The organism is Micromonospora coerulea, from assembly GCF_016598485.1.
In the GTDB taxonomy this organism is placed as follows: Bacteria; Actinomycetota; Actinomycetes; order Mycobacteriales; family Micromonosporaceae; genus Micromonospora; species Micromonospora coerulea.
In genome coordinates, this window is the sequence record NZ_JAEMUW010000001.1 from 106,878 (window position 1) to 133,267 (window position 26,390).

Annotated in this window: 31 protein-coding genes and 1 riboswitch; of the genes, 27 read left to right on the forward strand and 4 right to left on the reverse strand. The window is 73.1% G+C overall.

The genetic code is table 11. The features are described 5' to 3' along the window. The first annotated feature begins 1 nt into the window (after window position 1). The 17 genes from rplF (at window position 2) to truA (ending at window position 11,122) form a co-directional block, all read left to right on the forward strand. A complete protein-coding gene (gene rplF, locus I8N68_RS00545) occupies window positions 2–544 on the forward strand; it encodes a 50S ribosomal protein L6 (RefSeq protein ID WP_200206268.1) in 543 nt (180 codons plus the stop codon). Next, complete coding sequence (gene rplR / locus I8N68_RS00550) at window positions 541–930, forward strand: 50S ribosomal protein L18 (protein WP_088960261.1); 390 nt, start codon at window positions 541–543, stop codon at window positions 928–930. The genes rplF and rplR overlap by 4 nt, the downstream gene beginning before the upstream one ends. A 33-nt stretch (window positions 931–963) precedes the next feature. Continuing rightward, window positions 964–1,578 carry a 30S ribosomal protein S5 gene (rpsE, locus tag I8N68_RS00555; RefSeq protein ID WP_088960262.1) on the forward strand — a complete coding sequence of 205 codons (615 nt, stop codon included), beginning with the start codon at window positions 964–966 and terminating at the stop codon, window positions 1,576–1,578. After that, on the forward strand, window positions 1,578–1,760 hold the full coding sequence (rpmD, locus tag I8N68_RS00560; protein ID WP_007073018.1) for a 50S ribosomal protein L30: 183 nt from the start codon (window positions 1,578–1,580) through the stop codon (window positions 1,758–1,760). The genes rpsE and rpmD overlap by 1 nt, the downstream gene beginning before the upstream one ends. Beyond that, window positions 1,760–2,203, forward strand: a complete 444-nt coding sequence (rplO, locus tag I8N68_RS00565; protein ID WP_200206269.1) for a 50S ribosomal protein L15 — start codon at window positions 1,760–1,762, stop codon at window positions 2,201–2,203. Before rpmD ends, rplO begins: the two co-directional genes overlap by 1 nt. A gap of 230 nt (window positions 2,204–2,433) precedes the next feature. Further along, on the forward strand, window positions 2,434–3,762 hold the full coding sequence (secY, locus tag I8N68_RS00570) for a preprotein translocase subunit SecY (RefSeq protein WP_200206270.1): 1,329 nt from the start codon (window positions 2,434–2,436) through the stop codon (window positions 3,760–3,762). Then, a complete protein-coding gene (locus I8N68_RS00575; protein WP_200206271.1) occupies window positions 3,763–4,416 on the forward strand; it encodes an adenylate kinase in 654 nt (217 codons plus the stop codon). Window positions 4,417–4,506: 90 nt separating this feature from the next. Beyond that, window positions 4,507–5,358, forward strand: a complete 852-nt coding sequence (gene map, locus I8N68_RS00580; protein ID WP_200206273.1) for a type I methionyl aminopeptidase — start codon at window positions 4,507–4,509, stop codon at window positions 5,356–5,358. Window positions 5,359–5,566: 208 nt separating this feature from the next. Then, on the forward strand, window positions 5,567–6,103 hold the full coding sequence (locus I8N68_RS00585; protein WP_234038294.1) for a DUF1707 SHOCT-like domain-containing protein: 537 nt from the start codon (window positions 5,567–5,569) through the stop codon (window positions 6,101–6,103). 260 nt (window positions 6,104–6,363) lie between these two features. Then, window positions 6,364–6,585, forward strand: a complete 222-nt coding sequence (infA, locus tag I8N68_RS00590) for a translation initiation factor IF-1 (RefSeq protein WP_007073013.1) — start codon at window positions 6,364–6,366, stop codon at window positions 6,583–6,585. A gap of 93 nt (window positions 6,586–6,678) precedes the next feature. Next, on the forward strand, window positions 6,679–6,795 hold the full coding sequence (gene rpmJ / locus I8N68_RS00595; protein WP_014687778.1) for a 50S ribosomal protein L36: 117 nt from the start codon (window positions 6,679–6,681) through the stop codon (window positions 6,793–6,795). Between the two features lie 261 nt (window positions 6,796–7,056). Further along, complete coding sequence (gene rpsM / locus I8N68_RS00600; protein WP_200206277.1) at window positions 7,057–7,437, forward strand: 30S ribosomal protein S13; 381 nt, start codon at window positions 7,057–7,059, stop codon at window positions 7,435–7,437. Between the two features lie 18 nt (window positions 7,438–7,455). After that, on the forward strand, window positions 7,456–7,863 hold the full coding sequence (gene rpsK, locus I8N68_RS00605) for a 30S ribosomal protein S11 (protein WP_014440747.1): 408 nt from the start codon (window positions 7,456–7,458) through the stop codon (window positions 7,861–7,863). Between the two features lie 13 nt (window positions 7,864–7,876). Then, window positions 7,877–8,503 carry a 30S ribosomal protein S4 gene (rpsD, locus tag I8N68_RS00610; RefSeq protein ID WP_200206283.1) on the forward strand — a complete coding sequence of 209 codons (627 nt, stop codon included), beginning with the start codon at window positions 7,877–7,879 and terminating at the stop codon, window positions 8,501–8,503. Between the two features lie 96 nt (window positions 8,504–8,599). Continuing rightward, entirely contained in the window at window positions 8,600–9,622 is a 1,023-nt protein-coding gene (locus I8N68_RS00615) for a DNA-directed RNA polymerase subunit alpha (RefSeq protein WP_007073009.1), read from the forward strand. A 34-nt stretch (window positions 9,623–9,656) separates the two neighbouring features. Beyond that, complete coding sequence (gene rplQ, locus I8N68_RS00620) at window positions 9,657–10,214, forward strand: 50S ribosomal protein L17 (RefSeq protein WP_200206285.1); 558 nt, start codon at window positions 9,657–9,659, stop codon at window positions 10,212–10,214. A gap of 74 nt (window positions 10,215–10,288) precedes the next feature. Continuing rightward, window positions 10,289–11,122: a tRNA pseudouridine(38-40) synthase TruA gene (gene truA / locus I8N68_RS00625; protein ID WP_200206287.1), complete on the forward strand. Its 834-nt coding sequence runs from the start codon at window positions 10,289–10,291 to the stop codon at window positions 11,120–11,122. Between the two features lie 138 nt (window positions 11,123–11,260). Here truA and I8N68_RS00630 read toward each other — a convergent pair whose 3' ends face one another. Continuing rightward, window positions 11,261–12,472 carry a hypothetical protein gene (locus tag I8N68_RS00630; RefSeq protein ID WP_200206289.1) on the reverse strand — a complete coding sequence of 404 codons (1,212 nt, stop codon included), beginning with the start codon at window positions 12,470–12,472 and terminating at the stop codon, window positions 11,261–11,263. Between the two features lie 127 nt (window positions 12,473–12,599). Between I8N68_RS00630 and I8N68_RS00635 the strand changes: the two genes are divergently transcribed. From I8N68_RS00635 to thiC, 10 genes are all read left to right on the forward strand, one after another. Further along, window positions 12,600–13,205 (forward strand): class I SAM-dependent methyltransferase, encoded by a 606-nt coding sequence (locus I8N68_RS00635; RefSeq protein WP_200206926.1) that lies wholly within the window; start codon window positions 12,600–12,602, stop codon window positions 13,203–13,205. Window positions 13,206–13,246: 41 nt separating this feature from the next. Continuing rightward, the gene (locus I8N68_RS00640) at window positions 13,247–14,926 is read left to right on the forward strand and encodes an ABC-F family ATP-binding cassette domain-containing protein (protein WP_200206291.1); all 1,680 of its coding nucleotides are present in this window, start codon (window positions 13,247–13,249) and stop codon (window positions 14,924–14,926) included. A gap of 54 nt (window positions 14,927–14,980) precedes the next feature. Continuing rightward, the gene (locus I8N68_RS00645) at window positions 14,981–15,925 is read left to right on the forward strand and encodes an aldo/keto reductase (protein ID WP_234038401.1); all 945 of its coding nucleotides are present in this window, start codon (window positions 14,981–14,983) and stop codon (window positions 15,923–15,925) included. A 294-nt stretch (window positions 15,926–16,219) separates the two neighbouring features. Beyond that, a riboswitch (TPP riboswitch) is annotated at window positions 16,220–16,329 on the forward strand. Further along, window positions 16,324–16,950 carry a thiamine phosphate synthase gene (gene thiE, locus I8N68_RS00650; RefSeq protein WP_200206295.1) on the forward strand — a complete coding sequence of 209 codons (627 nt, stop codon included), beginning with the start codon at window positions 16,324–16,326 and terminating at the stop codon, window positions 16,948–16,950. It overlaps the preceding riboswitch by 6 nt. Then, window positions 16,944–18,038, forward strand: a complete 1,095-nt coding sequence (thiO, locus tag I8N68_RS00655) for a glycine oxidase ThiO (RefSeq protein ID WP_200206301.1) — start codon at window positions 16,944–16,946, stop codon at window positions 18,036–18,038. The genes thiE and thiO overlap by 7 nt, the downstream gene beginning before the upstream one ends. Continuing rightward, the gene (gene thiS, locus I8N68_RS00660) at window positions 18,029–18,229 is read left to right on the forward strand and encodes a sulfur carrier protein ThiS (protein WP_200206303.1); all 201 of its coding nucleotides are present in this window, start codon (window positions 18,029–18,031) and stop codon (window positions 18,227–18,229) included. The genes thiO and thiS overlap by 10 nt, the downstream gene beginning before the upstream one ends. Before the next feature lie 5 nt (window positions 18,230–18,234). Further along, the gene (locus I8N68_RS00665) at window positions 18,235–19,005 is read left to right on the forward strand and encodes a thiazole synthase (protein WP_372433654.1); all 771 of its coding nucleotides are present in this window, start codon (window positions 18,235–18,237) and stop codon (window positions 19,003–19,005) included. 107 nt (window positions 19,006–19,112) lie between these two features. Beyond that, window positions 19,113–19,751, forward strand: a complete 639-nt coding sequence (locus I8N68_RS00670) for a thiamine phosphate synthase (protein ID WP_372433655.1) — start codon at window positions 19,113–19,115, stop codon at window positions 19,749–19,751. Continuing rightward, entirely contained in the window at window positions 19,748–20,536 is a 789-nt protein-coding gene (gene thiD, locus I8N68_RS00675; protein WP_200206305.1) for a bifunctional hydroxymethylpyrimidine kinase/phosphomethylpyrimidine kinase, read from the forward strand. The genes I8N68_RS00670 and thiD overlap by 4 nt, the downstream gene beginning before the upstream one ends. A 17-nt stretch (window positions 20,537–20,553) precedes the next feature. Beyond that, a complete protein-coding gene (thiC, locus tag I8N68_RS00680; protein WP_200206306.1) occupies window positions 20,554–22,146 on the forward strand; it encodes a phosphomethylpyrimidine synthase ThiC in 1,593 nt (530 codons plus the stop codon). A 48-nt stretch (window positions 22,147–22,194) separates the two neighbouring features. Here the strand turns inward: thiC and I8N68_RS00685 are convergent, their stop codons facing one another. The 3 genes from I8N68_RS00685 to I8N68_RS00695 all read right to left on the reverse strand — a co-directional run bounded on the left by I8N68_RS00685 (window position 22,195) and on the right by I8N68_RS00695 (window position 26,389). Next, window positions 22,195–25,059, reverse strand: coding sequence for a hypothetical protein (locus I8N68_RS00685; RefSeq protein ID WP_200206308.1), 2,865 nt, complete (start codon window positions 25,057–25,059; stop codon window positions 22,195–22,197). Between the two features lie 74 nt (window positions 25,060–25,133). Continuing rightward, on the reverse strand, window positions 25,134–25,442 hold the full coding sequence (locus I8N68_RS00690; protein ID WP_200206309.1) for a cupin domain-containing protein: 309 nt from the start codon (window positions 25,440–25,442) through the stop codon (window positions 25,134–25,136). Continuing rightward, window positions 25,439–26,389, reverse strand: a complete 951-nt coding sequence (locus tag I8N68_RS00695) for an LLM class F420-dependent oxidoreductase (RefSeq protein ID WP_200206310.1) — start codon at window positions 26,387–26,389, stop codon at window positions 25,439–25,441. Before I8N68_RS00695 ends, I8N68_RS00690 begins: the two co-directional genes overlap by 4 nt. Window position 26,390 lies beyond the last annotated feature (1 nt).

The window sequence follows — 26,390 nt, forward strand, 5'->3', positions numbered from 1 at the left end:
AATGTCGCGTATTGGACGTAAGTCGATCCCGGTGCCAGCCGGCGTCGAGATCACGATCGACGGCCAGACCGTGAAGGTCAAGGGCCCGAAGGGCGAGCTGAGCCACGTCCTCGCTGAGCCGATCAAGGCGGAGCGGGGCGAGGACGGCGAGCTGCACGTCAACCGGCCGAACGACGAGCGCAAGGCGAAGGAGCTGCACGGCCTGAGCCGTACGCTGGTCGCCAACATGATCGTCGGGGTGACCGAGGGCTACCGCAAGAGCCTCGAGATCGCCGGTACCGGTTACCGCGTCACCGCCAAGGGCAAGGACCTGGAGTTCGCGCTCGGGTTCTCGCACCCGGTCCTGGTGCCCGCCCCGGAAGGCATCACCTTCACGGTGGAGAGGCCGACCCTGTTCCACGTGGCCGGCATCGACAAGCAGCAGGTCGGCGAGGTCGCCGCCAACATCCGGAAGATCCGCCCGCCGGAGCCCTACAAGGGCAAGGGCGTGAAGTACCAGGGCGAGGTCATCCGCCGCAAGGCTGGAAAGGCAGGTAAGAAGTGAGCGCCACGCTGCTCAAGCGCCGCCGCGGCGTCGCCGCCAAGCGCGCCGTCGGGCGTGCGCGCCGGCACTTCCGGGTCCGCAAGAACGTCAGCGGCACCGCCGAGCGTCCCCGCCTGGTCGTCACCCGTTCCCTGCGGCACATCGTCGCCCAGATCGTGGACGACACCAAGGGTCACACCCTGGCGTCGGCCTCGACCCTGGACGCCTCGCTGCGCGGCGCCGAGGGCGACAAGAGCGCCCTGGCCGGCAAGGTCGGCGCTCTGCTGGCCGAGCGGGCCAAGGCCGCCGGCGTCTCGAAGGTCGTCTTCGACCGCGGTGGCAACCGGTACGCGGGGCGGGTCGCCGCGCTTGCCGACGCCGCCCGCGAAGCCGGGCTCGAGTTCTAGAAACCCCGTCACGAGAGAGAAGGAAGGCTGCTGATGCCAGGTCAACAGCGCCGTGGCGGCGGGTCCGGTGGCAACGAGGGTGGTCGCCGCGACAACCGCCGTGAGGGCGGTCGCGGAAACGCGCCCGTCGAGAAGACCCCGCACCTCGAGCGGGTCGTCGCGATCAACCGCGTCGCCAAGGTCGTGAAGGGTGGTCGTCGCTTCAGCTTCACCGCCCTGGTGATCGTGGGCGACGGCGACGGCACCGTCGGTGTGGGCTACGGAAAGGCCAAGGAGGTGCCCGCGGCGATCGCCAAGGGTGTCGAGGAGGCCAAGAAGCACTTCTTCAAGGTGCCGCGGATCGGTCAGTCGATCCCGCACCCGGTGCAGGGCGAGGCTGCGGCCGGCGTGGTGCTGCTCAAGCCGGCCTCGGCCGGTACGGGCGTCATCGCCGGTGGTCCGGTGCGTGCCGTGCTGGAGTGCGCGGGCATCCACGACGTGCTCTCCAAGAGCCTCGGCTCGTCCAACCCGATCAACATCGTGCACGCCACGGTGGCGGCGCTGAAGGGGCTCGAGTCCCCGGAGGCCGTCGCGGCCCGTCGTGGTCTGCCGGTCGAGGATGTCGCGCCGGCCGCCATGCTGGCGTCGCGGGCGGGGGTGGCTTCCTGATGGCTCGCCTGAAGGTCACCCAGGTCCGGTCCGAGATCGGGACCAAGCAGAACCAGCGTGACTCGCTGCGTTCGCTCGGTCTCAAGCGGATCAACGACGTGGTGGTCAAGGAGGACCGTCCGGAGATCCGTGGCATGATCTTCGCGGTCAACCACCTCGTGAAGGTCGAGGAGGTCGAGTAATGACGATCAAGGTGCACCACCTGCGCCCGGCACCCGGTGCCAAGACCGCGAAGACCCGTGTGGGTCGCGGTGAGGGCTCCAAGGGCAAGACCGCCGGTCGCGGTACCAAGGGTTCCAAGGCCCGCAACAACATCTCGCCGGCGTTCGAGGGTGGGCAGATGCCCATCCACATGCGCCTGCCGAAGCTCAAGGGCTTCAAGAACAAGTTCAAGGTCGTCTTCCAGGTGGTCAACCTGGACCGGCTCGCTGAGCTGTTCCCGAACGGCGGCCAGGTCGGTCCGGCCGAGCTGGTCGACGCCGGCGCGGTCCGCAAGGGCCACCCGGTGAAGATCCTCGGCACCGGCGACCTCGGCGGGGTGGCCCTCCAGGTGTCGGCGCACGCGTTCAGCGCGTCGGCCAAGGAGAAGATCACCACCGCCGGTGGCTCCGTCACCGAGCTGTAAGGCAGACCCATGGCGCCCGCTCAGTTGTCCGCGACTGGGCGGGCGCCGTGGTCTACCGGCCCATGTGCGCCGGGTAACATCGGATTCGGTTTATGTAGCCGGGCACATCTGCCCGGACCGGGATCGGGCTGTTAGAGTCCCTTCCCAGCTATGGATATCGGGCACTCGCCCGGCACCCACCCCGCCCCGCCAGGGATCACCGGCGGCCCGCCTCGCGCAGGAGGAAGAAGTTGCTGTCCGCCTTTCTCAGTGCGTTCCGTACGCCTGACCTGCGCAAGAAGCTGCTGTTCTCAGTAGGCATCATCGCGGTCTACCGGCTGGGCGCAACGCTGCCCAGCCCAGGTGTCTCGTACGGCAACGTGCAGAAGTGTCTCGACACCATCCAGGGCAGTGGCACCGGCGTGCTGAACCTGCTGGACCTGTTCTCCGGTGGCGCGCTGCTGCAGCTCTCGGTCTTCGCGCTGGGCATCATGCCGTACATCACCGCGTCGATCATCCTGCAGCTGCTGACGGTGGTCATCCCGCGGCTGGAGCAGCTCCGCAAGGAAGGCCAGGCCGGCCAGGCGAAGATCACCCAGTACACCCGCTACCTGACGCTGGGCCTGGGCATCCTCCAGTCGTCGGCGTTCGTGGCGCTGGCCCGCTCCGGGCAGCTGTTCAACAACCAGTGTGACCAGTTCCCGATCATCCCCAAGGGCATCGGGATCCCGGACTGGCTGACCCTGACCATCGTGGTCATGACCATGACCGCGGGCACCGGCATGGTGATGTGGCTCGGTGAGCTGATCACCGACCGGGGCGTCGGCAACGGCATGTCCGTCCTGATCTTCACCTCGATCGCGGCCCGGCTGCCCAGCGAAGGCTGGAAGATCAAGACCACCTCGGGCTGGGGCAAGTTCGTCCTGGTGCTGCTCCTGGTCCTGGTGGTCATCACCGCGGTCACCTTCATCGAGCAGGCGCAGCGCCGGATCCCGGTGCAGTACGCCAAACGCATGATCGGCCGGCGGATGTACGGCGGCACCTCCACCTACATCCCGCTGAAGGTGAACCAGGCCGGTGTCATCCCGGTCATCTTCGCCTCGTCGCTGCTCTACCTGCCGCAGCTCGCGCTCCAGTTCTTCGACCCGACCAACCCGGGCAAGACCCAGGCCTGGATCCAGAACCACATCGTCAAGGCGAGCGCGCCGGAGCACATCGCGATCTACTTCCTGCTGATCATCTTCTTCACGTACTTCTACGTGTCCATCACGTTCAACCCGACCGAGGTCGCGGACAACATGAAGAAGTACGGCGGCTTCGTGCCGGGCATCCGCCCGGGCAAGCCGACGGCGGAGTACCTCGACTTCATCCTCAGCCGGATCACCCTGCCGGGCGCGCTGTACCTGGGCATCGTCGCGATCCTGCCGAACTTCTTCTTCATCTGGCTGAACAGCCAGCAGTTCCAGAACTTCCCGTTCGGCGGCACCGCTGTGCTCATCATGGTCGGCGTCGGTCTGGAGACCGTGAAGCAGATCGAGAGCCAACTCATGCAGCGGAACTACGAAGGGTTCCTGCGGTAGATGCGACTCGTTCTGGTTGGCCCGCCGGGCGCGGGCAAGGGCACGCAGGCGGAGTTCATCGCCGCCCACCTCTCGGTGCCGAAGATCTCGACCGGTGACATCTTCCGGGCCAACGTCTCCCAGGGCACGCCGCTGGGAGTCGAGGCGAAGCGGTACATGGACGCCGGCAAGCTGGTCCCGGACGAGGTCACCATCAACATGGTGCGGGACCGGCTCGCCGAGCCGGACGCCGCCGAGGGCTTCTTGCTCGACGGCTTCCCGCGCACCACGCCGCAGGCCGCGGCGCTGGACAAGCTCCTCGCCGACCTCGGCACCGCGCTGGACCTGGTGCTGGAGCTGGTCGTCGACGACGACGAGGTGATCCGGCGGCTCTCCGGCCGGCGTACCTGCCGGGGCTGCGGCAAGATCTGGCACGTCGAGTTCGACGCCACCACCCGGGAAGGCATCTGCGACCGCTGCGGCGCCGAGCTGTTCCAGCGCGACGACGACAAGCCGGAGACCATCGCCGCCCGGCTGCGGGAGTACGCGGAGAAGACCGCGCCGCTCGTCGACTACTACGGCGCCCAGGGCAAGCTCGTCGGCATCGACGCGACCGGGCCGGTGGAGGACGTGACCGTCCGCGCCATCGACGCCCTGCGCTCGTACGGCGGCTGACGTCCCGCCGGCACCCCGACGGATAGAGTGCGAACAGCGGGGTACGTCCGACGTGCCCCGCTGTTCCGCGCGACGAAAGGTAACGGCTCCATGCGTCGTCCCCAGCTGGACATCCAGCTGAAGACCCCCGACCAGATCGAGAAGATGCGGGCCGCCGGTCTGGTGGTCGCCCGCGCGCTGCGTCGGATGCGGGAGGCGGTCGCCCCCGGGGTGAGCACCGCCGACCTGGACGCCATCGCCGAGTCGACCATCCGCGAGGCCGGCGCGATCCCGTCGTTCAAGGGCTACCACGGCTTCCCGGCGTCGATCTGCTCGTCCGTCAACCAGCAGGTCGTGCACGCGATCCCGGCGTCCGCGCAGGTGCTCCAGGAGGGGGACCTGATCTCGATCGACTGCGGCGCGGTGCTGAACGGCTGGCACGGTGACGCGGCGATCACGGTCGGCGTCGGCGAGGTCGACCCGGCCCTGCTGAAGATGGCCGCGGTGGCCGAGGACGCGATGTGGGCCGGCATCGCCGCCGCCGCCCGCGGCGCCGCGAGCGGCAAGGGACGGCTCACCGACATCTCGCACGCGGTCGAGAACGCGGTCCGCAAGGGCGGCCGGTACGGCATCGTCGACGGCTACGGCGGGCACGGCATCGGCACCGAGATGCACCAGGACCCGCACGTGCTCAACCACGGCCGGCCGGGCAAGGGCCCCCGCCTGGTCCCCGGGCTGGCGCTGGCCATCGAGCCGATGATCACCATGGGCTCGCCGCGCACCGTGGAGCTCGGTGACGGCTGGACCGTGGTGACCCGGGACGGGTCGATGGCGGCGCACGTCGAGCACTCCATGGCGCTGCTGGACGACGGCGTCTGGGTGCTGACCGCCGAGGACGGCGGCCGCGCCCGGCTCGGCGACCTGGTGACCTCACGTCAGTCGGCCGACTCCCCGACGCACTGACCCCGTCCCTCGCCGACGACACGTTGAGGTCGAGGCCCCCCGCCCGCTGTTCGTGCCGGACGCTGTGGGGCTGATCACGTGAAAGAATCAGCGACCCCGGGGAAGTAACCCGGCGACACCCCCCGCCCGAGGCGGGCGTCCCCGTCCTCCGGGTCCGGCCCCGCCGGCGGGCTGGGGAAGGTGGCGCACCGGTGGCATGCTTGCCGGCATGGAGGGGCGGGACGGGATGCGGGCGGCCGACGCGGACCGGCAGGAGACGGCGGACCGGCTCCGGGCGGCGCTCGACGAGGGCCGGATCGACCTGTACGAGTACGACGAGCGGCTGCAGCGGGCCTACGGCGCGAAGACGTACGGAGAGCTGGGCGAGGTCCTGGCCGACCTGCCCGGACCGGCCCCGGCGGAGCGGTCGGCACTGGCGCCGCGCCAGCCCGGCCCGGCCGGCGTCGCGCCGGCGCCGGTCGCCCCGGCGTCCGGGGCGCCCGGCGCCGGCACCACCGGTTGGCTGCTCGAGGTGTGGACGCCCTGGCTGCGGGTGGCGGCGATCCTGACCGCGATCTGGGTGCTCTCCGCCGTCGGCGCGCGGGAGCTACTCTTCTACTGGCCGGTCTGGGCGATCGGGCCGTGGGGTGCGGTGCTGCTGATCCGGACGGCGAATGGCCTGGCGGGCGGTGAGCCGCGTCACCGGGACGAGCGGCGGGAGCGGCGCCGGGCCCGCCGGCAGGCCCGCCGGGCGGGGGAGCGGTAGCGTCCTGGCCCGTCGCGGCGGGGATGCGTGCGGGGTGTCGGTTTTCCTCGCGCGGGTGACGTGCGGGGTGGCCGGTTTGGCGACGGCCCGCAGGCGGGCGTACACTTTCTGATCGGCGCACAGCGTCCACTCCGGCATGCCCATCCTGCGCTTCGGTGGGAGTCGGAGCCGCGGCTGGCTCGGGTTCGACGACTCCCGTCGGAGCCCGTGTAAGACGTTGTGGGCCGTCCGGAGTAACCGACGTCAGGACAGCGGAGGACATGCCGAAAAAAGACGGAGCCATTGAGATCGAGGGTCGGGTCATCGAGCCCCTGCCGAACGCCATGTTCCGGGTGGAGCTCGCGAACGGTCACAAGGTGCTGGCTCACATCAGCGGCAAGATGCGGCAGCACTACATCCGCATCCTGCCGGAGGACCGGGTCGTCGTGGAACTCTCGCCGTACGACCTGACCCGCGGGCGCATCGTCTACCGCTACAAGTAAGCCTGACGGCGGCCGGGACGTCCCCGTGTCCGTCTTCGACGTCCGGTGTCGCGCGTGGTCGCGTCGCCGGGCCAGATGGGAAGTAAGGCAACCGTGAAGGTCAAGCCGAGCGTCAAGAGGATCTGCAACAACTGCCGGATTATCCGCCGGCACGGCCGGGTCATGGTCATCTGCTCCACTGACCCGCGCCACAAGCAGCGCCAGGGCTGAACCAGTCCCACCGGTCGTGACGGCCGGTCGGATCGGTCCCGGCCGCAGATCCAGACAGCACATCATCAGCTCGTTCCAGCCACGAGCGGTACGCAGCGCGTACTGAATCGTGGTTGACCCCCGGTCGGAGGCCGGGGCCCGCTCGGGCAGCGACCGATCCCGGTCGCCGGCGCGAATCGCGCCGGAAGGACAGGGACGGTCGGTAGCGGGGTGGGACGGGTCCACACCTCCGCCACAACATCACGAGGAGTACGCCCGCACATGGCACGTCTAGCCGGCGTGGATCTCCCCCGCGACAAGCGGATGGAGATCGCGCTCACCTACATCTTCGGGGTCGGCCGTACCCGCGCCCTGGAGACGCTCGCCGCCACCGGCATCTCGCCGGACAAGCGCGCTCGGGACCTCACGGATGAGGAGCTGGTCCAGCTCCGCAGCCACATCGAGGGCAACTACAAGGTTGAAGGCGACCTGCGCCGCGAGGTCGCCGCTGACATCCGCCGCAAGGTCGAGATCGGCAGCTACGCGGGTATCCGGCACCGCCGGGGCCTACCCGTCCGTGGCCAGCGGACCAAGACCAACGCGCGGACCCGGAAGGGCCCGAAGCGGACCGTCGCCGGCAAGAAGAAGCCCGGCAAGAAGTAACTAGGAGCGCACAGACTTATGCCACCGAAGGCTCGTGCCGGAGCCGCCGTCAAGAAGGTCCGGCGCAAGGAACGCAAGAACGTCGCCCACGGGCAGGCGCACATCAAGAGCACCTTCAACAACACCATCGTGTCCATCACGGACCCGACCGGTGCGGTCATCTCCTGGGCCTCCTCCGGCCAGGTGGGCTTCAAGGGCTCCCGCAAGTCGACTCCGTTCGCCGCTCAGCTGGCCGCCGAGGCCGCCGCGCGTCGGGCGATGGAGCACGGCATGCGCAAGGTCGACGTGTTCGTCAAGGGCCCCGGCTCCGGCCGGGAGACCGCCATCCGTTCGCTGCAGGCCGCCGGGCTGGAGGTCGGGCAGATCTCCGACGTCACCCCACAGCCGCACAACGGATGCCGTCCGCCGAAGCGTCGCCGGGTCTGAGAGGTAGAGAGAGATGGCTCGTTACACCGGTGCTGACTGCCGCCGTTGCCGGCGGGAGAAGATGAAGCTGTTCCTCAAGGGCAGCAAGTGCGATGGCCCGAAGTGCCCGTTCGAGTCCCGGCCGTTCCCGCCCGGACAGCACGGCCGCGGCCGCACCAAGGAGACGGAGTACCTGCTCCAGCTCCGTGAGAAGCAGAAGGCCCGCCGTGTCTACGGCGTGCTGGAGAAGCAGTTCCGCGGTTACTACGAAGAGGCCGTGGGCAAGCAGGCCAAGACCGGTGAGGTCCTCCTGCAGATCCTCGAGTCGCGGATCGACAACGTGGTCTACCGGGCCGGCTACGCCAGTTCCCGGGACCAGGCACGCCAGCTGGTCAAGCACGGCCACTTCACCGTGAACGGCAAGAAGGTCGACATCCCGTCGTACCGCGTCAAGGAGCACGACATCATCGAGGTCCGGGGCAAGAGCAAGGAGCTCACCCCGTTCGTGGTGGCGCAGGCGCAGGCCGGTTCGCGGTCGGTGCCGGCCTGGCTGGAGGCTATCCCCAGCCAGATGAAGATCCTTGTGCACTCGCTCCCGGCCCGTCAGGTGATCGACACCCAGGTCCAGGAGCAGCTGATCGTCGAGCTCTACTCCAAGTAATGGCTCGTTGCGGTGGCCCGCCCCCCGGGGCGGGCCACCGGAACAGTTTGTGTCGTGGGCGTCAAATAGCGGGCGTCCCGGAAGAGAAGAGAAGAAATGCTCATCAGCCAGCGACCGTCTCTCTCCGAAGAGTCGATCAACGAGACCCGCTCCCGGTTCACCATCGAGCCGCTGGAGCCGGGCTTCGGCTACACCCTGGGCAACTCGCTGCGGCGCACGCTGCTGTCGTCCATCCCGGGTGCGGCGGTCACCTCGATCAAGATCGACGGTGTCCTGCACGAGTTCACCACCATCCCCGGTGTCAAGGAGGACGTGGTCGAGCTCGTCATGAACATCAAGGAGCTGTGCGTCAGCTCCGAGCACGACGAGCCGGTCAGCATGTACCTGCGCAAGCAGGGCCCGGGCGACGTGACCGCGGGCGACATCCAGCCCCCGGCCGGTGTCTCGGTGCACAACCCGGACCTGAAGCTCGCCACCCTGAACGGCAAGGGCCGGCTCGACATGGAGCTGACCGTCGAGCGGGGTCGTGGCTACGTCACGGCGGCGCAGAACAAGCAGGCCGGCGCCGAGATCGGCCGGATCCCGGTCGACTCGATCTACTCGCCGGTGCTCAAGGTGACGTACCGCGTCGAGGCGACCCGGGTCGAGCAGCGGACCGACTTCGACCGGCTGATCATCGACGTCGAGACCAAGCCGTCGATGGGCCCGCGTACCGCGCTGGCCTCCGCCGGCTCGACGCTGGTGGAGCTCTTCGGGCTGGCCCGGGAGCTGGACGAGACCGCCGAGGGCATCGACATCGGGCCGTCCCCGCAGGACGCCCAGCTGGCGGCGGACCTCGCTCTGCCGATCGAGGAGCTGGACCTCACCGTCCGCTCCTACAACTGCCTCAAGCGCGAGGGCATCAACTCCGTTGGTGAGCTCATCGGGCGTACCGAGGCCGACCTCCTCGACATCCGGAATTTCGGTCAGAAGTCGATCGACGAGGTCAAGATGAAGCTCGCCGGGATGGGTCTCGGGCTGAAGGACTCGGCTCCGAACTTCGACCCGGCGCACGTCGTGGACGCCTTCGGCGAGGCCGACTACGACACCGACGACTACCGCGAGACCGAGCAGCTCTAGTCCGCGCTGCCGCCACACCTGAGGAGCACCAAGCATGCCCACGCCCACCAAGGGCCCCCGCCTCGGCGGCAGCCCCGCGCACGAGCGGCTGATGCTGGCCAACCTGGCCACCGCGCTGTTCCAGCACGGCAAGATCCAGACCACCGAGACGAAGGCCCGGCGGCTGCGTCCGCTGGCCGAGCAGCTCATCACCAAGGCCAAGCGCGGCGACCTCGCCGCGCGGCGGCGGGTGGCGGGCGTCGTCAAGGACAAGGACGTGGTCTACGCCCTGTTCGACCAGATCGCGCCCCGGTACACCAACCGCAACGGTGGCTACACCCGGATCGTGAAGACCGGTCCGCGCAAGGGTGACAACGCTCCGATGGCGATCATCGAGCTGGTCGAGGAGCTTCAGGTCGCCGAGCCCAAGGCGAACAAGAAGACCGCCGCTCGCAAGGCCGCCCAGCAGGACAAGGTCGAGGCGCTCGCCCCGGCCGAGGAGACCCCGGAGTCGACCCCGGTCGACCAGGACTCCGAGGCGCCGGTGTCGGCGTCCGGCGACACCGACGCCGCCCGCGAGGACAGCGACGAGGCCAACGAGAACAAGGCCTGAGCACAGGCACCATCGTCGGGCCCGGTATCCCTTCCTGGGGTGCCGGGCCCGACGCCGTGAACGGGAGGTACTAGGTGGACGAGCCCACCCGGCTGCGGCTGGACGTCTCGTACGACGGCACCGACTTCTCCGGCTGGGCCGCCCAGCCGACCCGGCGCACCGTCGCCGGGGTGCTGGTCGAGGCGCTGGACCTGGTCCTCGGGGCGGGCACGGCGACCGGGCTGACCGTCGCCGGCCGGACCGACGCCGGGGTGCACGCCACCGGCCAGGTCTGCCACCTCGATCTGCCCGCCGCCGTGTGGCGGGAGCACGACGGTCGGCTGCTGCGCCGGCTGGCCCGGCTGCTCCCCGCCGACGTGCGGGTCCGCGCGATGACCGAGGTGCCGGCGGACTTCGACGCCCGCTTCTCGGCGACCTTCCGCCGGTACGAGTACCGGGTGACCGACGCCCCGTGGGGCGCCGAGCCGCTGCGCCGGCGGGACACCCTGGCCTGGCCCAAGCCGCTGGACCTGGCCGCGCTGAACGCCGCGGCGGCCGGGCTGGTGGGTGAGCACGACTTCGCCGCGTACTGCCGGCGGAAGGAGAACGCCACCACGCTGCGCGAGGTGACCCGGCTGGACTGGCGGCGGGACCCGGACGGGATCCTGGTCGCCACCGTGCAGGCCGACGCGTTCTGCCAGGCGATGGTGCGCAGTCTGGTCGGCGCGATGCTGGTGGCCGGGGACGGCCGACGGCCGGTGGAGTGGCCGGCCAGCCTGCTGAGCCGCCGGGAACGGTCCAGTGCGGTGACGGTGGCCGCCGCGCACGGACTGACCCTGGTCGCGGTCGGCTATCCCGACGACGCGGCCGAGTACGCCCGCCGCGCCGACCTGACCCGCCGGCTCCGGGTGCCGGTGGTCGAGGGCTGACCCCTTCCGGCAGCTCGCGGCCCGGTACCGGCCTGGCCCGGTACCGGTCGCGCCGGTTGCCGCCGGTCGCCGCCGGACAGGGAACGACCCGCCACCCCGGTCGCGTGAGCGAGGAGCGGCGGGTCGCCGGGAAGTCGGTCAGTTCCCGGGCAGTTCCTGGCTGCCGCCCTGGCTGGCGGTGCCGTCCGCCGGGGCGTCGGTGGGCTGGCTGGCCACGCCGGCGTTCGCCCGTCGCTCCAGCACCCCGCGGTTGAGGTGGACCTCGATCAGGTCGTACAGGATGTCCCGGACCTTGGCGTCGTTGGCGCTGATCCGCTCCCCGTTGGCCCGGGTCACCACGCAGTACGCCAGGTAGTGGCCGCGAACCTGCCAGCCGACCCGGGCGGCGGCCTGGGCCACCGCCTCGGTGTCGTCACCGGCCGCCATGCCGCGGAGGCGGCCCTGCCGCTCGTCGAGCATCTGCCGGATCCGGTCCCGGGCCCGCTGGGCGCTGGCCAGGTCGGTCAGGTTGAACAGCCCGGCGGTGAGCAGGTAATCGCCGTCGGGGGAACGGAGGGTGGCCCGGACCACCTGGTTGCAGCCGAGCCGCACCAGCAGGTCGGCGATCTCACCGGTGGCCGCGATCGCGCAACTGCCACTGGAGTGCGTCTTGAGCACCTGGTAGGCCGGCTGCCCGTCGGTGACCACCACGGACTTGCCGGGGAAGACCTCCTTGACGGTCAGCGCCAACTGGTCGGTGTCCCGGGAGTTGAGGTCGGTCCCGTCCGGCGCGGCCGACTGCTCCGCCACGGTCTGACCGGTGGGAGCGGCCCCCTGCGGCGTGGCGGTCCGGTCCTGGAGCACGGCCGCGGCGGCCAGCCCGCAGAGGGCGAGCAGGACCAGGACGGCGGCACCGCCGATCAGCACCTGCCAGGCCCGTCCGCCGCGACGGTCGCGGTCGGCGCGCCGGGGCCGGGACAGGCCCGGCGGCTCGCCCGCGACGTAGACCTGGCTGCGGGGCGCCGAGGTGGGAATGCCGGACTCGGTCGCCGGCGCGGGTGGCCCGGCCGTGGGCACGGGCTGCGGCACCGGGATGGTGGGCCGGGGCGTGGCCGGGTCGACCGAGGGTCGGGCCGGGCTCGGGGCCGCCTCCGCCGCCGGCCGGGTGGGTCGGGCCGGGGCCGGGGCCGCCTCGGCGGCCGGCCGGGTCGGTCGGACCGGCCGGGCGGGCGGAGGCAGCGACGGCGTGGGGAAGCGGGACCGGGAGGGACCTGTGTGCGGAGGCGCACCGGCGCCGAGCACCGACAGGTCGGACCCGGACTCCGGGTACTCCAGGAAGGCGTCCTCATCGGACTCGTACCGATACACCATGTGGCCCACAGTAGGGCCGGTTGTCCCTTTAGGGGGTAATATTGGGAAATTCCGGCGTACGTGGCGTGGGTTGCTGTTCGTCACTCCGTTGACGGGCCGCCCCCGGGCCGGTGCGACAATGCCGGACGTGACCGGCGACCACTACTTCACCGCTGAACCAACGACCGCCGCCCAGCCGCGCGAGGTCCAGTTCTCCGCCGCCGGGCGCGACTTCACCCTCGCCTCGGCCAGTGGGGTCTTCTCCGCCAACCGACTCGACCCCGGCACCGCGGTACTGCTGCGCAAGGCCGAGCTGCCGGCCGGCGAGGTCACCGGCCCGCTGCTCGACATCGGCTGCGGATTCGGCCCGATCACCTGCGTACTGGCCACCATCGCGCCGTCCGCCACCGTCTGGGCGGTCGACGTCAACGGGCGGGCCCGCGAGCTGGCCGCCGCCAACGCCGAGCGGGTCGGCGCCGCCGAACGGGTCCGGGTCGTCGCGCCGGACGACGTGCCGGCGGACGTCACGTTCGCGCAGATCTGGTCCAACCCGCCGATCCACATCGGCAAGGCCGAGCTGCACGACCTGCTGCGCCGCTGGCTGCCCCGGCTCGCCCCGGACGGGGTCGCCTGGCTGGTCGTCGCGCGGCACCTCGGCGGCGACTCGCTGCACCGCTGGCTCGTCGACGAGGGCTGGCAGGTGGAGCGGCACGCCAGCCAGAAGGGCTACCGGGTGCTGCGGGTCACCCGGTAATCAAGTGTCGCCCGCCCCGGTCCCTCGGGCAGGATGCCGGCGTGGGATACGTGGACGTGGCAGCCGTCGGGTACATCCTCCCGGACGGCCGGGAGCTCTTCGCCGACGTGTCGTTCCGGGTGGGCGAGGGCACCAAGGTGGCCCTGGTCGGGCCGAACGGCGCCGGTAAGACCACCCTGCTGCGAATGGTCGCCGGTGACCTGCCGGTGAAGGCCGGTGCGGTCGCCCGGGCCGGTGGCCTCGGGGTGATGCGGCAGTTCATCGGCATGATCGGGGACGACTCCACGCTCGCCGACCTGGCGCTGTCGCTCGCCCCGCCGGCGCTGCGCGACGCCGGCCGGCGGCTGGTCGCCACCGAGGCGGCCATGCGGGACGCCGAGGTCCGCGGCAAGTACAGCACCGCCGCCGGCAAGGCCCAGCTCGCGTACGCGGACGCGCTCGCCGCGTGGGGTGAGGTCGGCGGGTACGACGCCGAGGTGCTCTTCGACACCGTCGCCACCATCGTGCTCGACCTGCCGTGGGACGCCGCCCGGGACCGTCCGGTGCGGACCCTCTCCGGTGGCCAGCAGAAACGCTTCGCCCTGGAACTGCTGCTCCGCGGCACCGACGAGGTGCTGCTGCTCGACGAGCCGGACAACTTCCTCGACGTGCCCGGCAAGCGCTGGCTGGAGGCCCGGCTGCGCGAGTCCGGCAAGTCGGTGCTCTACGTCTCGCACGACCGGGAGCTGCTGGCGCAGACCGCCGACCGGGTCGTCGCCGTCGAGGGCGGCAGCGCCTGGATCCACCCGGGCGGGTTCGCCAGCTGGCACGCCGCGCGGGTGGCCCGGCACGCCCGCCTCGACGAGCTGCGCCGCCGCTGGGACGAGGAACACCAGAAGCTGCGCGAGCTGGTGCTGATGTACAAGCAGAAGGCCGCGTACAACGACGGGATGGCCTCGCGGTACCAGGCCGCGCAGACCCGGTTGCGCAAGTTCGAGGAGGCCGGGCCGCCGCCCGTACCGCCGAAGGACCAGGACATCCGGATGCGCCTGACCGGCGGGCGGACCGGCAAGCGCGCGGTGGTCGCCGAGCAGCTTGAGCTCGACGGCCTGACCTACCCCTTCGACCTGGAGATCTGGTACGGCGACCGGGTCGCCGTGCTCGGCGCGAACGGTACGGGGAAGTCCCACTTCCTCCGCCTGCTGGCCCGCGGCGGCACCGACCCCGAGCCGGCCAACACCCCGGTGGACGGGGCCGGCGCGCTCGCGCCCGTCGTCCACGACGGCGTGGTACGGCTCGGCGCCCGGGTCCGGCCCGGCCACTTCTCGCAGACCCACGACCGGCCCGAGCTGATGGCGAAGACCCTGGTCGAGATCCTGTGGCGGGGCGACGAACACCGGGCCGGGATGGATCGACACGCGGCGATGGCGGCGCTCAGCAGGTACGAGCTGGCCGGCCAGGGCGACCAGCGGTTCGGCACCCTCTCCGGCGGGCAGCAGGCGCGCTTCCTGGTGCTGCTGCTGGAGCTGTCCGGGGCGACCCTGCTGCTGCTCGACGAGCCGACGGACAACCTCGACCTGGCCTCCGCCGAGGCGTTGGAGGCTGGGCTGACCGCCTTCGCGGGGACGGTGATCGCGGTCACCCACGATCGCTGGTTCACCCGCTCCTTCGACCGGTTCGTGCTGTTCGGGAGCGACGGTGAGGTGGTGGAGACGCCGGAGCCGGTGTGGGACGTGGGGTGACGGCTCCCCGGACCGGCCGTCCCCGGCCGGCATAGGGTGGATCTCGTGACTGAGATGACCTACCGCCGGCTGGGCGACTCCGGGCTCGTGGTGTCCGTGGTCGGCATCGGCTGCAACAACTTCGGCCGCAAGCTCGACCTCGACGGCACCCGGGCGGTGGTCGACGCCGCCCTCGACGCCGGCATCAACTTCTTCGACACCGCCGACATCTACGGCGAGCCGCAGGGCAGCTCCGAGGAGCTGCTCGGCCAGGCGCTCAAGGGCCGCCGGGACGACGTGGTGGTGGCCACCAAGTTCGGCATGGACATGCACGGCCTCAACGGCCCGGACTTCGGCGCCCGCGGCGCCCGCCGCTACATCGCCCGCGCGGTCGAGGCGTCGCTGCGCCGGCTCGGCACCGATCACATCGACCTGTACCAGATGCACGAGCCCGACCCGGGCACCCCGATCGACGAGACCCTCGCCGCCCTGGACGACCTGGTCCGCGCCGGCAAGGTGCGCTACCTCGGCAACTCCAACTTCGCCGGCTGGCAGATCGCCGACGCCGACTGGACCGCCTCGTCCCAGGGGCGGGCCCGCTTCATCTCCGCGCAGAACCACTACTCGCTGCTGGAGCGGTCCGTCGAGGCCGAGGTGATCCCGGCGTGCGAGCGGTTCGGCCTCGGCATGCTGCCGTTCTTCCCGCTCGCCAACGGGCTGCTCACCGGCAAGTACAAGCGTAACGAGACGCCGCCCGCCGGCAGCCGGCTCTCCGGCGGCGGCCGGTACGCCGAGCGCCTGGCCGCCGCGGACTGGGACACCATCGAGGCGATCGAGGCGTACGCCGCGAAGCGCGGGATCACCATGCTCCAGGTGGCCATCGGCGGGCTGGCCGCCCGTCCGGCGGTGACCTCGGTGATCGCCGGCGCCACCACGCCCGAGCAGGTGCGCGCCAATGCCGAGGCGGGCATCTGGCAGCCGACCGACGAGGATCTCGACGCCCTCGACGCCCTCTTCTGACCCGTCCGTACCACCCGCTCCCGACCCGATGCCCGGCCGCCCATCCGTGGGCGGCCGGGCATTGCGCTCTCCCCGGGCATCGCGCCCGCCTTGGCGGGGCCACTGTGGGCGGCCGGTGAGCGTCCGGCGATCGCAGCTCGACAGCCGTCGGGGAAGGCGCGGGGTCGAGGGCATCCGGACAGCATCGCGTGACCGGGCCGTCACGCGCTGCCCCGGCCGTCGCCTTCGGACGGTCAGTGGGAAAAGCCGGTCCCCGCCCTTGGCGGATCCGCTCCGACGTCGTACGGTAGGCCGCAAGTGACCCACGGGAGCCCGGTACACCGGGCTGAGAGGGGGGCTGAAAGCCCCCGACCGTTGAACCTGATCCGGGTAATGCCGGCGCAGGGAGGAGTGTTGCCGTGCCGTCCCTGGGACGACTGCATCTGATCACCGACACCCGGCCGGGGCGCCATCCGCTCGCCGTGCTGCGCGCCGCCCTGCCGGTGGCCGGCCCCGAGCTGGTCGTCCAGGTGCGGGTGGAGGATGACGCCACCGACCGGGAGGCGTACGAGCTGGCCCGCCGGGTGGTCGCGCTCTGCGCGCCGTACGGGGCCACGTGCCTGGTCAACGACCGGCTGCACGTGGCGCTGGCGGTCGGCGCCGCCGGCGGGCACGTCGGCGCGGACGACCTCCCGGTACGGGCCGCCCGGCGGGTGCTCGGCTCCACGGCGGTGCTCGGCGCCACCACCCGGGAGGCGGAGAGCGCCGCGGCGGCGGTCGTCGCCGGGGCCAGCTACCTGGGCGTCGGCCCCTGCCACGCCACCAGCACCAAGACCGGCCTGCCCGCGCCGATCGGCCCGGCCGGGGTGCGCGCGGTCGCCGAGGCGGTGGCGGTGCCGGTGATCGCGATCGGCGGGGTGACCGCCGCGTCGGTGCCGGCGTTGCGGGCCGCCGGGGCGTACGGGGTGGCGGTGGTCGGGGCGCTCTCGGGGGCGGCCGATCCGGCGCGGGCCACCGCGACGCTGCTCGGGGCACTGACGTGCTGACCCGACCGGACGTCGCCATCGTGGGGGCGGGACCGGTCGGGCTGGCGATCGCCTGGCGCTGCGCGTCGCGCGGGCTCCGCGTCGCCGTCCACGATCCCGCGCCGGGCTCCGGGGCGTCGCAGGTCGCCGCCGGGATGCTGGCGCCGGTCGCCGAGGCGTACTTCGGGGAGCCCGAGTTGATTGGGCTGCTCGCCGAGTCCGCCGCCCGCTGGCCGGGCTTCGCGGCCGAGCTGAGCGAGGCCAGCGACCAGGAGTTCGGCTACCGCACCGAGGGCACCCTGGTGGTCGGGCTGACCGGGGACGACCTGGCCGAGGCGCGCCGGCTCTGGTCGTACCAGGAGGGGCTGGGGCTGCCGATCACGCCGCTGCGCCCGTCGCAGCTGCGGGAGCGCGAGCCGGCGCTGGCGACCCGGGTGCGCGGCGGCGCGGTCGCCCCCGGTGACCACCAGGTCGACCCGCGACGGCTGGTCGCCGCGCTGCGGGTGGCCGCCGGGCGGGCCGGCGCGACGCTGGTGCCCGGCGCGGTCAGCCGGCTCTCCGACGTGGACGCCGGCGTCACCGTGGTCGCCGCCGGGTGCGGGGCGGCGGCACTGACCGGGCTGCCGGTCCGGCCGGTGAAGGGCCAGGTCCTCCGGCTCCGCGCGCCGGGTCGCGGCGCGCCGGGCTTCCGGCACGTGCTCCGGGGGTACGCCGACGGCGAGTCGGTCTATCTGGTGCCCCGGGACAGCGGCGAGGTGGTGGTCGGGGCGACCGTCGAGGAGCGCGCCGACACCGAGGTGACCGCCGGCGCGGTGCTGCGGCTGCTCCGCGCCGCCGTCGACCTGGTCCCCGAGCTGGCCGAGTACGACCTGGTCGAGGCCGCCGCCGGACTGCGCCCCGGCACCCCGGACAACGCGCCGATCCTCGGCCCGCTGCCCGGCCGGCCCGGGGTGCTCGCCGCCACCGGGCACCACCGGCACGGCATCGTGCTCACCCCGGTCACCGCCGACCTGGTCACCGACCTGATCGTGACGGGCCAGTCGGCCCCGCTGCTCGCCCCCTTCACCCCCGACCGGTTCACCGCCGAGGAGGAGCGCACGTGGAACTGACCGTGAACGGGGCCGGGCGGTCCATGCCCGGCGGGTCGACGGTGGCGGACCTGGTCCGCGCGGTCACCGACCAGCAGCGCGGCCTCGCCGTGGCGGTCAACGGCGAGGTGGTGCCCCGCGGCGGGTGGCCGGCGAGGCTGCTGCGCGACGGCGACCGGGTCGAAGTGCTCAGCGCCGCCCAGGGCGGGTGACCGGGGTGCTGCTCACCATCGGCGGTGAGACCTTCGGCTCGCGGCTCATCCTCGGCACCGGCGGCGCGGCCAACCTGCACGTCCTGGAGCAGGCGATCCGGGCCTCCGGTACGGAGCTGGTCACCCTCGCGCTGCGCCGGGTCGACACCGCCCCCGGTACCGGCGGTGGCCTGCTCGACCTGCTGGACCGGTGCGGGGTGCGGCTGCTGCCCAACACCGCCGGCTGCCACACCGCGACCGAGGCGGTGAAGGTCGCCCACCTGGCCCGGGAGGCGTTCGGCACCGACTGGGTCAAGCTGGAGGTGATCGGCGACGAGCGGACACTGCTCCCCGACGGGGTGGAGCTGCTGTGCGCCGCCGAGGAACTGGTCGACGACGGGTTCACCGTGCTGCCGTACACCTCGGATGACCCCGTGCTGGCCCGGCGGCTGGCCGACGTGGGCTGCGCTGCGGTGATGCCGGCCGGCGCGCCGATCGGCTCCGGGTTGGGCGTGACCAACCCGCACCACATCCGGCTGATCCGGCAGGCCGTGGACGTCCCGGTGATCCTCGACGCCGGCATCGGCACCGCCTCCGACGCGGCGCTGGCCATGGAGCTCGGCTGCGACGCGGTGCTGCTGGCCAGCGCGGTCACCCGGGCCGCCGACCCGGTGGCGATGGCCACCGCCATGCGGTACGCGGTCGAGGCCGGGCGGCTCGCGTACGGGGCGGGGCGGATCGCCCGCCGCTTCCACGCCCTCGCCTCCACCCCGGACGACGGAAGGCCCGACCTGTGACGGCGCCGTCGCCGGTGCTGGGGCGTGGCCCGGCAGATCTTGGAAGGGGGCGGCCCCTGGAGGGTCCCGATTCTTCCAAGATCTCGTCGGGCACGCGATCCGGCCTCGTGCCGTCGGGGGTGGTGGTGCTGACGGATCGATGGGTGGCGCGGAGGCCGCTGCCGGAGGTGATCGCAGCGGCCGTGGCCGGGGGAGTGCGCTGGGTGGTGCTACGGGAGAAGGACCTGCCCCGCGCCGAGCGGGCCGCCCTCGCCGCCGAGCTGCGCGCGGTCCTCACCGAGGCGGGAGGCGCCCTGATCGTCGCCGGCCCCGACCCCCTGGACGGCGACGCCGTCCACCTCCCCGCCGCCGGCCCCTACCCACCGCCGACCTGCGGACTGGTCGGCCGCTCCTGCCACGACGCGGCGGAGCTGACGAGACTTACTACTGAGGACTACGCCACCCTCTCGCCCGTCTTCCCCACCCGAACCAAACCCGGCTACGGCCCGCCCCTGCACCACGAGGAACTGCGGAAGCTGATCCGGATCAGCCCGGTGCCGGTCCTCGCCCTCGGCGGAGTGGAGAGCCCGGACCAGGTGCACGCCTGCGTCGAGGCGGGGGCCGTCGGAGTTGCGGTGCTGGGTGGCGTCATGCGCGCCGAGGACCCTACCGAGGCGGCCACCACGCTGACCAGGGCTTTCGAGCAGGCGTTCACCCCGGTGCCGCAGAGCCGGCAGCCCGCAAGCGAAACGGAGGGGGAGAAGTGACGCCGAGAACGGTCCTCACCATCGCCGGCTCCGACTCCGGCGGCGGTGCCGGCATCCAGGCCGACCTGAAGGTCTTCGCCGCCCTCGGCGCGTACGGCACCAGCGTCATCACCGCCGTCACCGCGCAGAACACCCGGGGCGTCGACGCCGTCCTGCCGCTGCCGCCCCGGACCGTCACCGACCAGCTCGACAGCGTGCTCGGCGACTTCACCGTGCGGGCGGTGAAGACCGGGATGCTCGGCACCCCGGCCGTCGCCGAGGCGGTGGCCGACGCGGCGAAGGCGGGGCGACTGCCGTACCTGGTGGTCGACCCGGTGCTGGTCGCCACCAGCGGACACCGGCTCGGCGTGGTGGAGGCGGTCGAGCGGCTGCTGCCGTACGCGATGGTGGCGACGCCGAACCGCGCGGAGGCCGCGGCCCTCACCGGACGCCCGGTGACCACGGTCGAGGAGATGGTCGCCGCGGCCGAGGCCCTCGCGGCCGGCGGCCCGGCGCACGTGGTGGTGACCGGCGGCGACGTGGACGCCGCCGGCGAGTCGATCGACGTGCTGGTCGGCGGCGGCGCGACCACGCTGCTGCGCGCGCCCCGGGTGCCGACCCGGCACCACCACGGCACCGGCTGTTCGTTCTCGGCGGCGATCACCGTCCGGTTGGCGCTGGGCGACCCGGTGCCGGTCGCGGTCGCCGCCGCCAAGGAGTACGTCACCCGCGCGCTGACCGGCGCGCGGGACTGGGAGCTGGGCGCGGGACACGGCCCGCTGGACCACTTCGGCTGGTCCCGTTGACCATCAGGGAGGCTGTCATGCAGGCACGTCGCAAGGTCTACGTGGAGGGGGCACGTCCGGACGTCCGGGTGCCGTTCGCCGAGGTGGAGCTGACCGGGGACAACCCGCCGCTGCGCCTCTACGACACCTCCGGCCCGGGCTCGGACCCGGCGGTCGGGCTGCCGCCACTGCGCGGTCCGTGGATCGCGGCGCGCGGCGACGTCGCACCCGTACGCGGTGCCGGCACGCCGCTGGCCGGGGCGGACGGGAAGCGGCCGACCCAGCTCGCCTACGCCCGGGCCGGGATCGTCACGCCGGAGATGGAGTTCGTGGCGATCCGCGAGGGCGTCACGCCGCAGTTCGTCCGGGACGAGATCGCCGCCGGGCGGGCGGTGCTGCCGCTCAACGTCAACCACCCCGAGTGTGAGCCGGCGATCATCGGCAAGCCGTTCCTGGTGAAGGTGAACGCCAACATCGGCACCTCGGCGGTCACCTCCTCGGTGGCCGAGGAGGTGGAGAAGCTGACCTGGGCCACCCGGTGGGGCGCGGACACCGTGATGGACCTGTCCACCGGCAGGCGGATCCACGAAACCCGCGAGGCGATCGTGCGGAACTCGCCGGTGCCGATCGGCACCGTGCCGATCTACCAGGCCCTGGAGAAGGTCGGCGGCGACCCGGTGAAGCTGAGCTGGGAGGTCTTCCGGGAGACCGTGATCGAGCAGGCCGAGCAGGGCGTCGACTACATGACCGTGCACGCCGGGGTGCTGCTCCCGTACGTGCCGCTGGCGGTGGACCGGGTCACCGGGATCGTCTCCCGGGGCGGCTCGATCATGGCGGCCTGGTGCCTGGCGCACCACGAGGAGAACTTCCTCCACACCAACTTCCGTGAGCTCTGTTCACTGCTCGCGCAGTACGACGTGACGTTCTCGCTCGGTGACGGGCTCCGGCCGGGGTCCATCGCGGACGCCAACGACGAGGCGCAGTTCGCCGAGCTGCGCACCCTCGGCAAGCTGACCAAGGTCGCCTGGGAGTACGACGTGCAGGTGATGATCGAGGGCCCGGGGCACGTGCCGATGCACAAGATCAAGGAGAACGTGGACCTCCAGCAGGAGTGGTGCCACGAGGCGCCCTTCTACACCCTCGGCCCGCTGACCACGGACATCGCGCCCGCGTACGACCACATCACCTCGGCGATCGGCGCCGCGATGATCGGCATGTTCGGCACCGCCATGCTCTGCTACGTCACCCCGAAGGAGCACCTGGGGCTGCCGGACCGGGACGACGTGAAGGCGGGCGTGATCGCGTACAAGATCGCGGCGCACGCGGCCGACCTCGCCAAGGGCCACCCCGGGGCGCAGGCCTGGGACGACGCGCTGTCCAAGGCCCGGTTCGAGTTCCGTTGGTCCGACCAGTTCAACCTGTCGCTCGACCCGGAGACCGCACTGTCGTACCACGACGCGACGCTGCCGGCCGAGCCGGCGAAGACCGCGCACTTCTGCTCGATGTGCGGGCCGAAGTTCTGCTCGATGAAGATCACACAGGAGCTGAAGGACTACGCGGCGCGCGGCATGAAGGACAAGTCCGCCGAGTTCATCTCCTCCGGCGGCCGGGTCTACCTGCCGCTCGCCTGAGGCCCCGTCGGCCGGGCCGCCCCGCGAGATGGGGCCGGGCCGTTCGGCTCAGTCCCGGTGGTGCCGGCCGGTACGCAGCGATCCGGAGTCGCTGTCCGGGGCCGGCCGGCCCAGGCCGGTGACCCAGTCGACGTACTCCTCGTCGTGCGCCGGCACCGGCTCCGACTCGCGGCTGTCGCGATCCGTCGCCGTCTCCTCGCCGCCCTTGGCCCGGTTCCGCCGGAACAGGCCGCGCCGGGGCTTGCCGGCTGGCGCCTCCTCGCGGTCGGCGACCGTCGGCGGCGTCTGGTCGCCCGCCGCCTGGCCGTCGGCGTCCGGCGCCCCGCCCCGATCGTCGGGGGAGGCGGTCGGGTCGACCGGGTCCGGCGCGGTGCGCCGGGCGGTGGCGGAGGCGGCCGGTTCGACCGGGTCCGGCGCGGTGCGCCGGGCGCTGGCCAAGGCGTTCCAGCTCGCGGCCCGGCCCAGGTCGGGCAGCGCACGGTGCCGGGGGCGCGGGGCCGGCTCGACCGGGCCGTCGCCGTCCGCGGTGACCGGGTCCGGGGTGGACGCCGCCGGGTTGGCGGTCTGCCGGGGCGCGGGCGGCCGGGCCGGCGCCGGGGCGATCGGCCACGCCGGCCGGACCTCGCCACGGCGGTCGGCGTCGTCGGCGAAGATCGGGAGTCGGGGGCGCGGTGAGAAGCCGTGCCCGGGCTGGGCGGCAGCGCCAGCGGTGTCCGGGTCGGCACCGGCGGGCGCCGGGGCGTCGGCCGGCGCGGGAGTGCCGGCGGGCGCCGGGGTCTCGGCTGTGGCCGGCGCGGTGACGTCGAGGGAGCTCGGCGCGGTGACGTCGGGGGAGGTCGGGGTGCCGGCGGTCGCCGTGGTGGTCTCCCCCGGCGCCGCGGTGGCGGGGACCGTCTCGGCCGGCGCTGCGGTGCCGGGGAGCGTCTCGGCCGGCGCTGCGGTGCCGGGGAGCGTCTCGGCCGCAGGGGTCGCCGCCGAGCGGGACTTGCGGGTCCGCTTCGGTCGACCCGTCGCGGGCGGCGCGGCCAGGGGTGCGGATGTCGACCCGGCCGGCGAGCCGGCCTTGTCGGCCCCGGTGCCGGCCAGTCCGGACCGGGCGGCGGCCGGCGGCGCCTGGGCTTCCGGTGCGGTCACCGCCGGCGGCTGGGTGGCCGGTTCGCGCGCGTCGTCCGCCGGCGCGCCGGCCGGGACGTCGGTGCCGCGCGTACCGGCGCCGGGCGCGGTGGCCGGCCGCCTGCCCTGCCGGCGGGATGCGGACGCCCCGCCGCCCGCGGTGCGGGCCGCCGCGACGTCCGCGGTGGATGTCGTGGTCCCGGCCGTGCCGGTCGGTGTCGCCGGGGGAACCGGCGTCCCGGCCGGGGGTGCGGGGGCCGGGGGCGCCGGAGGTGCGGCTGAGGCGGCCAGTGCCGGATCCGGTGCGGTGGTCATCGCGGGCCGCGGCGCGGCCGGCGTCCGGCCGGCGGCGACCACGTCGATGGCGGAGATGCGCCGCGCCGGCGAGAGCGGGGCCGACGCCGGCAGGCTCTGGATCGGGTCGTCGTGGTCGAACAGTGGGGCGGCCCCGCCGGGCCGGACCGGGGCCGGCGTACCGCTGGCACGGTCGCCGCCGAGAGCGTCGAGCGCCGCGGAGCCGGCGGGGCGGCCCGGGTCGTCACCGGCGGCACCGGACGCGGTTGCGGTGAGCTCGCGGCCGTCGGCGGGTACGGCGGTCGGGCTGGCGAGGGGGCGGTCGCTGTCGGGTCCGGCGCTCGGCCCGGCGACGCCGTCGTGGTCGGCGGAGCTCGCCGGCGTGCCGGCGGTGGGGTGGAACACGGTGGCCGGTGCCGGGGTGGGGGTGCCGCTCGACGTCGCCGGCCAGTCCCAGTGTGCGGGGGTGGGACGGCCGGCCCCGGCGGCTTCGGTGTGCCGGGCGGCCGGGAGATGGCCGGGATCGGCGTGGCTCGGATCGGCCGTGGTCGGGCCGTCCGCCGCCCGATCGGTCGGGCCGGCCGGCGTGGTGGCGGGACCGGCGGGAAGCGGCTGGAGGATGTCGGTCGGCTCGATGGCGTCGGTCGCCGGCGCCTGCGACGGCCGGGGCAGCACCGTGGTGGCCGCCGAGCCGAGCAGGCCGGCGGCGACCGCGATCAGCGCCCCGTAGTACGGCGCGAGCTGGTAGCGGTCCGCGGCGACGCCCGGGCCGGCGGTCAGGTAGGCGAACGCCACCAGGACCGGGCCGGCCGCGCCGGCCGCGCCGCCGACCAGCGGCGGGTGACCGCGCCGGCGGGCCAGTGCGCCGACCGCCGCGCCCGCGAGCAGGGCCACCGTGGGCAGGATCAGCATGGCCAGGGACTGCGCCGTGGCCGCGTCCAGCCAGGACGGTTCGAGCACCCCGAGGCGTACGGTGGGCAGCTGCCCGGTCGAGGCGAGCGCCGGCGCCACGGAGACCAGCGCGAGCAGCCAGACGACGCCGGCGGTGAGCGCGATGTTCCAGCCCAACGGCGGGTTCAGCAGTACGGCGAGCGCCGTCCCGGCGCCGACCACCGCGCCGAGGATCGCGCAGATGCCGACGGCCCACACCGGGTCGACGGTGCCGCCGAGTTCGGCGGCCCGGGCCGGCTGCATGCACAGCGGTGCGACGACGATCGCGCCGAGCGCGGCGGCTCCGGCGACCGAGAGCTGTTCGCCGGTGCCGCCGGAGAACCCGTCCCGGCGGGCGAGGCGTTCGGTGCCCACGGCACCGGCCACCGCGGCGACCGCCGCGAACCAGGCCACCCAGACGAGCTGGGCCGGCCACCGGTTGATCGAGCTGTCGGTGAACGCGCCGCCCAGGTGCACGATGCCGAACCCGTACGCGACGCCGAGCTGGCCGGCCCCGGCCAGCACGCTCACCCCGAGCGCCGTGAGCAGCAGCCTGCCCCACGTCCGAAAGGCCATGTCGGGCACGTTACGGCCCGGTGCGCCCGATCGCCACCTTGACGCAGCCCGGCGCGGCGTGGTTCCCTGCGGGGCTACTTCAGCTCGACCAGGCGGGCCAGATACGTGGTGTCCCCGACGTTGGTGAGCATGTGCACGGCGCCCGGGTCGCGGTAGACCACCCCGCCGGTCGGCTCGTCGGCGTCGATCCGGGTGCCGTCGATCGTCTGCACCACGTTCTTCGCGCCCTGGATCGCCACCACCAGGTACGGGTGGTCGTGCCGGTGCAGCGGCTGCCGCTCGCCCGGCTCCAGCCGGATGTGCCAGACCCGGACCCGGTCGTTCTCGTACACGATCTCCTGCCCCACCGGGCCGAGTTCGAGGTCCTGCGACAGTTCGGTCATCGGATTCCGTCCAGCTGAGGGAGCACCTCGGCGGCGATGAGCTCCAGGTGGTCGAGGTCGGCGAAGTCGATCAGCCGCAGGTGCACCCGGGTGGCGCCGATCGCGCCGAACTCACCGAGCCGGTCGACCAGCTGGGCCGGGGAGCCGACCACCGGGTCCTCCGGCGGAAGGGCGCTCTTGACGTGCAGCGGCGCGGCCCGGCGCTGCGCCTCCGCGTCGGTCCGGCCGATCGCCACCACGATTCCGGCGGAGAGCACCAGCGGCGCCCGCCCGGACTCGGTACGGCCGGTGCGGGCGCACGCCTCGGTCACCCGCTCGTACGCGGCCGCCGTCTGGGCGACGCTCTTGAACGGCATGTTGAACTCGTCGGCGTACCGGGCGGCCAGCTCGGGGGTGCGCTTGGGGCCGCGCCCGCCGACGATCACCGGCGGCCCGGGCCGCTGTACCGGCTTGGGCAGCGCGGGCGCGTCCACCAGCCGGTAGTGCTCGCCGGTGAAGCGGTAGGTCTGCCCGGGCGGGGTGCGCCACAGCCCGGTGATGATCTCCAGCTGCTCGGCCAGCCGGTCGAACCGCTCGGCCACCGGGGGGAAGGGGATGCCGTACGACAGGTGCTCCCGCTCGTACCAGCCGGCGCCGATGCCCAGCTCGACCCGGCCGCCGCTCATCTGGTCGACCTGGGCCACCATCACCGCGAGCGGACCGGGGAGCCGGAAGGTGGCCGAGCTGACCAGCGTCCCGAGCCGGATCCGGGAGGTCTCCCGGGCCAGCCCGGCCAGGGTCAGCCAGGCGTCCGTGGGACCGGGCAGCCCGGGGTCGTCGCCCATCGACTGGTAGTGGTCGGCGCGGAGGAAGCCCTCGAACCCGCCCGCCTCGACCAGCCGGGCGAACCGGAGCTGGTCGTCGTAGCTGGCGCCCCGGTGCGGCTCGGTGAAGATCGACACCCGCATG